Origin of the sequence: Mesorhizobium sp. M6A.T.Ce.TU.002.03.1.1, assembly GCF_003997275.1 — a bacterium.
In the GTDB taxonomy this organism is placed as follows: domain Bacteria; phylum Pseudomonadota; class Alphaproteobacteria; order Rhizobiales; family Rhizobiaceae; genus Mesorhizobium; species Mesorhizobium mediterraneum.
In genome coordinates this window covers 1-7,340 of sequence record NZ_RZTI01000198.1, presented here as the reverse complement: position 1 = coordinate 7,340, position 7,340 = coordinate 1, and the positions used below count along the sequence as shown (strand labels likewise).

The 7,340-nt window shown below is 59.3% G+C and carries 7 protein-coding genes and 1 tRNA gene; 1 reads left to right on the top strand and 7 read right to left on the bottom strand.

The annotated features are described in order from the left end of the window. From tig to EOC93_RS31590, 4 genes are all read right to left on the bottom strand, one after another. A partial coding sequence (tig, locus tag EOC93_RS31605; RefSeq protein WP_127206583.1) for a trigger factor occupies positions 1-1,072 on the bottom strand: 1,072 nt, incomplete at its 3' end. Positions 1,073-1,702: 630 nt separating this feature from the next. Next, a complete protein-coding gene (locus tag EOC93_RS31600) occupies positions 1,703-2,398 on the bottom strand; it encodes a hypothetical protein (RefSeq protein ID WP_127206582.1) in 696 nt (231 codons plus the stop codon). A 329-nt stretch (positions 2,399-2,727) separates the two neighbouring features. Then, complete coding sequence (locus EOC93_RS31595; protein WP_127206581.1) at positions 2,728-3,372, bottom strand: hypothetical protein; 645 nt, start codon at positions 3,370-3,372, stop codon at positions 2,728-2,730. A gap of 247 nt (positions 3,373-3,619) precedes the next feature. Further along, positions 3,620-3,704, bottom strand: a tRNA-Leu gene (locus tag EOC93_RS31590). Positions 3,705-4,137: 433 nt separating this feature from the next. On the opposite strand from EOC93_RS31590, the gene EOC93_RS35490 reads away from it, so the two are divergent. Then, a complete protein-coding gene (locus EOC93_RS35490) occupies positions 4,138-4,269 on the top strand; it encodes a hypothetical protein (protein ID WP_281033174.1) in 132 nt (43 codons plus the stop codon). 32 nt (positions 4,270-4,301) lie between these two features. Here the strand turns inward: EOC93_RS35490 and EOC93_RS31585 are convergent, their stop codons facing one another. The 3 genes from EOC93_RS31585 to EOC93_RS31575 form a co-directional block, all read right to left on the bottom strand. After that, on the bottom strand, positions 4,302-5,750 hold the full coding sequence (locus tag EOC93_RS31585; protein ID WP_127206580.1) for an aromatic amino acid lyase: 1,449 nt from the start codon (positions 5,748-5,750) through the stop codon (positions 4,302-4,304). Between the two features lie 36 nt (positions 5,751-5,786). After that, positions 5,787-6,368: a GDYXXLXY domain-containing protein gene (locus tag EOC93_RS31580; RefSeq protein ID WP_127206579.1), complete on the bottom strand. Its 582-nt coding sequence runs from the start codon at positions 6,366-6,368 to the stop codon at positions 5,787-5,789. Next, the coding region (locus EOC93_RS31575) for a DUF2157 domain-containing protein (protein WP_127206578.1) at positions 6,365-7,340 on the bottom strand (976 nt) is incomplete at its 5' end. The genes EOC93_RS31575 and EOC93_RS31580, both read right to left, overlap by 4 nt.

The following is a 7,340-nucleotide window of genomic DNA, read 5'->3' as shown; positions in this document are numbered from 1 at the left end:
GCACACGCCGCTCGGCAAGCCCCATATATTCGGTGCGCGCCTCTTCTTGCGTGGTCTCCTCGTCGGCGAAGGTGCGGCCGGCGGTTTCCAGATCGCGGTTGACCTGGTTCCAGATGTTGTTGAACTCGGCCTCGACGAGCTTCGACGGCGCCTCGAACGAGTAGGCGGCATCGAGTTGGTCGAGCAGTTGGCGCTTGATCTTCTGGCGCGTCATCGAGCCGAACTGGTTCTCGATCTGGGTGCGCACCACTTCACGCAGGCGCTTCAGCGATTCCAGGCCGAGATTCTTGGCCGTTTCGTCATTGATCTCCAACGCACCGGGCTTGGACACTTCCTTGACGGTGACGTCGAAGGTGGCTTCCTTGCCGGCCAGATGCGCCGCCTGGTAGTTTTCCGGGAACGTGACCGTGACCTGCGTCTCGTCGCCGGCCTTGCTGCCGATGAGCTGATCCTCAAAGCCGGGAATAAATTCCTTGGAGCCGAGCACCAGCGGCTGGTCCGTGCCGGCGCCGCCGCTGAAGGCTTCGCCGTCGATCTTGCCGACATAGTCGATCGTCACGCGGTCGCCTTCGGCGGCCTTGCCGGTCTTCGGCTCATAGCTGCGCGCCGATTCGGCGACACGCTGGACCTGCTCGTCGATTTCCGAATCCGGCACGTCGAACACCTGGCGCGTCACCTTGATGTCGGAGAAATCCTTGATCTCGATCGGCGGAATGATCTCGTAGTTCAGCCGGAACTCGAAGTCGGCGCCGCCGGCCAGGATCTTCTCGGCCTCCTTCTCGTCCTCGGTCATGATCACTTCGGGCTGCATGGCGGCCTTTTCGCCGCGCCCGGTAATGACCGAACGGGTCGAATCGTTGAGGATCTCGTTGACCACTTCGGCCATGAACGACTTGCCGTAGACCTTGCGCAAGTGCTGCACCGGCACCTTGCCGGGACGGAAGCCGTTGATGCGGACCTTGTTCCTGGCATCGGAAAGCCGCGCCATTAGCTTGGCTTCCATGTCACCGGCCGGCACGGTGATCTTGATCTCGCGCTTGAGACCGGAGTTGAGCGTTTCGGTGACCTGCATCATAGAACCTTTGTTTTCACCAATGAGGCCGCCAAACGGCTCCTGCCGTTTACAACCTGCCGGTATGATCTTGCCGAGAATGGCTTTTGGTGCGGGACTTGGCGATCTGTCCGCCCAAAGCGGCTCAAATCCTCCAGAAATACGCTCCAAAATGTGAATAAGTCTTTGTTTTTCCTACTTCTTATCACATTCTGCAGAAGCGGATCGTCGCATCCCGTCACATTCGACACGCCTTTTGTCACAGGCGCGGCTAATTTTCAACCATCTTCGCATCTACAGCGCCGCGCGTCCTCTTGGACGCGCAAAGGACGCTGTAGCACCTTGATTTTGGCGTATGATCGCGAAGATCCGCTTTTCGATTTTCGCGATCATGCGCCGGCGAACGGTCCCTATTTTGACCGCGACATTGACAGAATGATGGCTCAGCGCAGCGGTCCTGACGCAGAAAGCCCGCCACGTTGCGAGTGGCGGGCCAGCCGCGATGCCAGGAGAGTGTTGTCAAAGCCTCGACGGCCGATGCGACGCTCCCGTTTGCGTAGTACTCAGCGACGCGCGATCAGCATGCAAAGCTGCCGCAGGTCACGGTCATAGGTGCCTTCGCTGTTGAGCGGCAACCGGATGCGACCGGGTCTAATACCGACTGGGTCGCTTTTCATTCCTACGCTGCACTTCGTTCTTTGAGAGATTGTGAGCCAACTCCTTAACTGCAGGATGAATAGGACGAATTGCTTCGATCAGAGAACGAGCAACCGCTCGGAATTCGATAGCTTCCCCCGGCGTCAAGCGGCTTCTCCCGTGCACGGCTAGATTCCTGGCATTCCTAATACGATTAAAGAGTTCGAATGTGTCGCTCGGGATCAACTTCAAGTTGGAAAGGGCAATCATCAGCGATGTTATGGGGACGACGACGGCTCCCTTTAAGCCCATCGCTTCGGTAAGGAAGGTCTCCAATTCGTCGTACGCCGCCAAGACAGCGGCTTCAGGATAGGTTTCTGCCAACTTCAAAAATGGATCGTCGACTTCCAGAGGGGCGCTTTCGCGAAGCGGTTCAGCTGAAAGAGTCTGATCCGCCGCTTCCTTGGCTTTCTCCAGTTCATCGGCGAACGTAGCGCTTATTCCAGCGGGACCGCTAACTGCTTTCGTCCGCGCCACGAGCTTCACCAGTTGCTTGCGGAAGATCAGCACCAGCAAAACGAGCGCCATAGGCCATGCCAGGGCGCCAATCAGGGTCACTAAGAGGGTCAAATAATCCAAGAGGCTGTCGCCGGTCTGCGCTGGAGCAGGCGGCGACTCCAGTGGAGCACCAAAGCGCAGTTCGAATGTCATCGCAATTTCCCCTCCACCCGAATCAATTTGACTGATAGGAATGTTTGCCTATTATCGCTCTCTTTGGAGCACAGCGATGGTACGCCAGCGACGACACGAGAAGATATCGGAATACCACCTCCAGAAAATTGAGCGACAAGCCTGAAAGTCCAACTGGACGACGCGAAACTGTCACTCAAGCCGTTCCGAGAGCATTACGATGCAATTGACGAGCTGAACAGGAGCATGAAGAAGGCCATAAATCTCTTGCGCGACCGACCGTCGGATTACGAGGAGCCACACGCGGCGCCTATGTCACGCGGATAGTGGCAGCTACCGCCGCTGCTGGGTCAACGCGCAGACTGCCAAAGAACGAAGCCGATTACCCCTCCCCAGATAAACACATTGAAAACAAAAAAGCAGATGCCGATAAATCGGGTCTTGAGATATTTAGGCAGAGGATACGTTTTGCGCGTCAAGTGGAATTCATCGGCCGACACACTAAACATGGATTTGATGCTGTTATATGGATAGTCGGAATAGTTGCTCGCGCTCCAGATATGCAGCACCCGATTTTGACCCGGCGCAATATCACCGACCGGGATTGGCAACCCATTTTTGACCGGCTTCAGATCAACGTCGTCATCGACCTGGTACGTCCCGTTTATGATTAGGGTCTCGGCTCCAACCGTCACGGTCACGCCGGAAACCTTCTTTTTGCCAACGTTTCGCAACACGACCGAGACGTATCCACCGTCGTGACTCAAGCCCTGGAATATTTCTCTCTCCTGCCACGGCATCGCCTGCAGTACAGGGCTTAGCTTCGACGCGACGAGAGCCTTTGTTTTCGTGGGTGACAGTCTGATTTCCGCCAGCAGAGACATCGTCGGATCGAAGAAGCGCCGCTTTAGGTAGGGATAGCCGACACCGGCCAATACCATCCCCAATAGAGCCAGCCCCCAGGTTATTATCTGCGCCGTCGTGAAATGTTCCATCTGTCAATGCCCCGCCCATAGCGCCACGACTGCGACGATATACGAGGCAGCAAGCATTGCGTAGGCGAATTGAAGGAGAGTCATCGTTGCGAATCCTTTCGCGGATTTGAGATGACCTCCTTCATATGCTCATCGAACGGAGAACAAAGCATGAAAAACCAGAAAGGCACTTCCGTGCCCGCCTTTCACACTTCCGTGCCCGGAATTCACAGGCGTAATTATCTGGTGGGTATTTTGTGGATTGACGTGGTGCGCGTGAAGGGACTCGAACCCCCAAGCCTTTCGGCGGCAGGACCTAAACCTGCTGTGTCTACCAGTTCCACCACACGCGCTTCCGGGGCTCCTCTACAGCCCCTGGACACAAGGCGCAAGACTGTGCCCGAAAGTGTGCCCGGTGTGCCCGTCCTGTGCCCTGGCACCCTAGGGCTGTGGCCAAATTTGGTAATGAAATCAACGCGACACTAATCCCATCATAGGATTTAGGTTCTGGCGTGAGAACGTGGGGGTTCGAGTCCCTCTACCCGCACCACTGCTCCTCTCGAACAGCGGATTAAGGTTCCAGTGCCGAAAGGCGTGCGGGTTCGAATCCCTTCATCCGCAGCAAGTTTTTCGCCAGAAAGTCTGGAACGCTCCCAGGCGCGATCTGTTCGGCAGGGCATCAATAGGCCGTTGCGAAGGCTGACCCTGCTCAATATCCGCTGCCGGGAACCAGCCTCGGCAAGACACGTTGCTACGTCATCGACCTTCACAAAAAGGATCCGTGCGATGGCGAAAGACCTATCTCGCGAGGAAGAGAAACGCGGCACCGGAAAGGTCTTCATGTGGGGCGCGGTGATCATCGCTGCGCTTTTTGTTGCCCTAATGGCCGTGTTCATCCTCGGGCCGTTCTGGTCCTAGCCGCCATTTCGGCATCGTGAACTCCAGGCGGCTTACTCCTCGAAAACCTGGCGCGTGAACCATTCGGTCAAATTCGCAAGCTCGGGTCCCAGCACGCGATCCTCGCCGACCGGGGGCACGATGCTCCTGATATCCGCGACGAACGACTGAAGCGCCGGTGGAGCCACGCGCTCGGTGACATGGAGCGCCTGCGAGGCGATCACAGCCAGCATCGCCATCGCGGCGTCGAGGCAGCGGCCGGCGCGTGCTTCCTTCGTCCATGCGAGGAAGACCGTCGTCGCGACATCGTCCTGGCCGGCGCCGGCCGATTCCGTCCCCGGGATGAAGGTGCGCTGGGCCGAAAGTTTCGCCTGCTCCAGATAGCCCGTGATCGCCATCGGCACATAGCCGACATTGCCGTGACCGTCGCTGTCGCTCCAGTCCCGCCCCGTCAGAAGCAGATCGGGTAGGAGCGACACCTTGCCGTTCAGAAGCTTCGAGGCGTGGCGGTCGCACAAGAGGCAGATATCGGCCCATATCGCCGCCAGATCATCCAGGGCGGGAGTTGCCATGGCATTGTGATAACCGCCCGTGCTGATGCAACGCCCGAGCGGATGCCCGTCGTCAGGCGGGATGTAGACAGGGTTGTCCGAGATCGAAGCGAGTGACACGGTGGCCGCACGCTCTGCCGATGCCAGCGCGCGATGCGCGTGTCCGAGGATGCGAGGGACGATGCGGTAGCTGACCGGCGCCTGATAATTACGGCGCCCGGTGCCGGCGCCGGCAAGAAACGCCCTCAATCCCCGCAGCGCCACTGCTTCGTGTTCATCGCCCCAAAGCGCGTCGAGCGCCGGGTCGTAATGTTCGAGCGGCGCGCGAAACGCTTCGATCGAAAGCGCAAAGACTCTTTCGGCAAGGCGAATGCGGCGGCGAGCCGCCAAGGCCGCATCGGCCACAAGTGCGGCAGCGCAAGGCGAGCCATTGATCAGGGAGCCCCGTTCCTTGACCTCCAGGTCGAAGCGCGTCGAAAGCTCTGCAAACAGCGGATAGAGCGCGAGGATTTCACCGGCGCCGCCCTGGCCGGATGATGGCACCATGGGCATCGGTCCGCCGTCCAGCATCGCGGCGACGGCGAGCGCCATGCGCGGTGTGGTCGCGGCGTTTCCTTCGAGGAAATTCGCCAGCCGGGCAAGCACGATCGCCCTCACCACGCGATCTGGTAAAGGCTCGCCGAACGAGGTGGCGGCTGCGAACGCCTTGATGCGTGCATGGCGACCCCGCTCCCCTAGTTCGAGCTGCCGGCTCGCCAGTTCTCCCATGGCGGTGGTCACGCCATAGATGACCGGTACAGGGTCGGTTACAATGAGACGCAGGAACGACGCGCGACACTCTGCGATGCGCTGCAAGGCGTTATCGCTGATTTGCACCCTGTCTTTCTTCCAGGCGACGCGGAAAACAGAGCTGAGATTTATGTCTTGTCGTGTCGTCAGGATAATTGTCATGTTTGATGCTGTCCGAGCCGGCCACGCTTTTCAATTCTAATAAAGCGGTTCCTCGAACAGCGTCTTGTCGCCGTCCATCAGCGCCTTGATCTGCGCGGTGCCATCCTTGGCGATGGCGACGCGGATGCCGAATGGCCGCACCCGCATGTCGTTCTGGATCGCTATGCCCTCGCCTTCCGGCAGATAGAACCGCTCGATGCCGTATTCCGGCGTGATCGACGTGGCTGCGCTGAGATCCCACCCCTCGGCTACCTGGCCGACGATATCGACTTCGTCGGATGCTGCCGGCGCAGGTGCTTTACCGAACCAGGCCGTGGTCGCCTCCCAATAGCCGTCGGCGCCCTGCTTCAGCCTGACCACAATAGAGGTGTCGTCACTAGACAGCTTGCCAGCCGGAACGTTGGCGATCAGCTTCACCGGTATCTGCGAAATCTCATAGCCAAGGCGAATAAAGTCACCGCGCAGGAGATCGCGCGGATCGACCGGTTCCACCCTCAGCAGCACTTGCCTGCCGTCGCGCAGGATCGCTGCCCGGCCGGCGATTATCCAGCTCAGGAACCCGATCTGGACGAGTGCCAGCACCACCGCCGAAACGATCAGTCTTTTACCGGTCATCATGCCGCCGCTCCTTCCACGCCCGGGGACCTCATGCGCTTTTCGATGCGGATGATGACAAGGGCAAGGATGCCGAGAAGCACTGCTGCCGCAAGAAAGAAGCCTGCCGTGTCGAGCATCGACTGCAACACGACAACATAGATGATGGCGAGTTCGAAGGCGAAACCGGCATAGGCAATCCAGCGCAGACCTCTGCTTTCGCGGCCGCCCAACATGATTGCAGCGACAATGCCGGCAAGCGCAATGGCCGAGGCGATGGCAAAGCCGCTGTTGTTGTTATCGTCGGCCAGCTCGAACTGAATCATCGCCAGGCCGGTGAGAAATCCAATCAGCGCGTGCAGGGGCAGCCGGCCGCTAAGTTGCACGATCCTGTCGACGGACCCCGCGGCGAAGATCGCAGCCGCGAAAAGCAGCGCCGACACGACGACGAGCGGGACAGCGACCAGCAGCGTTTCGTATTCCATTACCATCAGCACGAGATAGAAGATGACCGACAGGATGATCAGGTGCCGCGCCGCCTGGCTGCGCGTCCAAAACGAAATGGCGAACAGCACGATCGCCATGACGACGAAGAGGTGCGGAAATTCCGTGCGCCCGAAATAGTCGAACCCTCTCAGGAACAGCCAGGCATCGGCGATGCCGACAGCAGCAACGGTCAGCGGGTTCGAGCGCAGCGCAACCGCCGCCAAGGCCGTGCCTGCGCCCCAGGTGATCAAGGCCGACGCCTCGTCGCCAGACAAATGATACATCTGACCGATCAGCGCGATCGATCCGCCGAATGCCGTCGCGGCGACGATCCAAAGCGCCTCGCCGATCGCAGCGTGGTCGCGTGTCTTCAGCACCGCGCCGCCGACATAGCCGGCGATGATGATCGCGAAGAGCGCCGCCACCCGCGCCAGCCGCGGGATGACTTCCCAATTGGCAGCGACGAAGATCAGGACGGCCGCGCCAAACAGCAGCGCCGCCATCATCGCC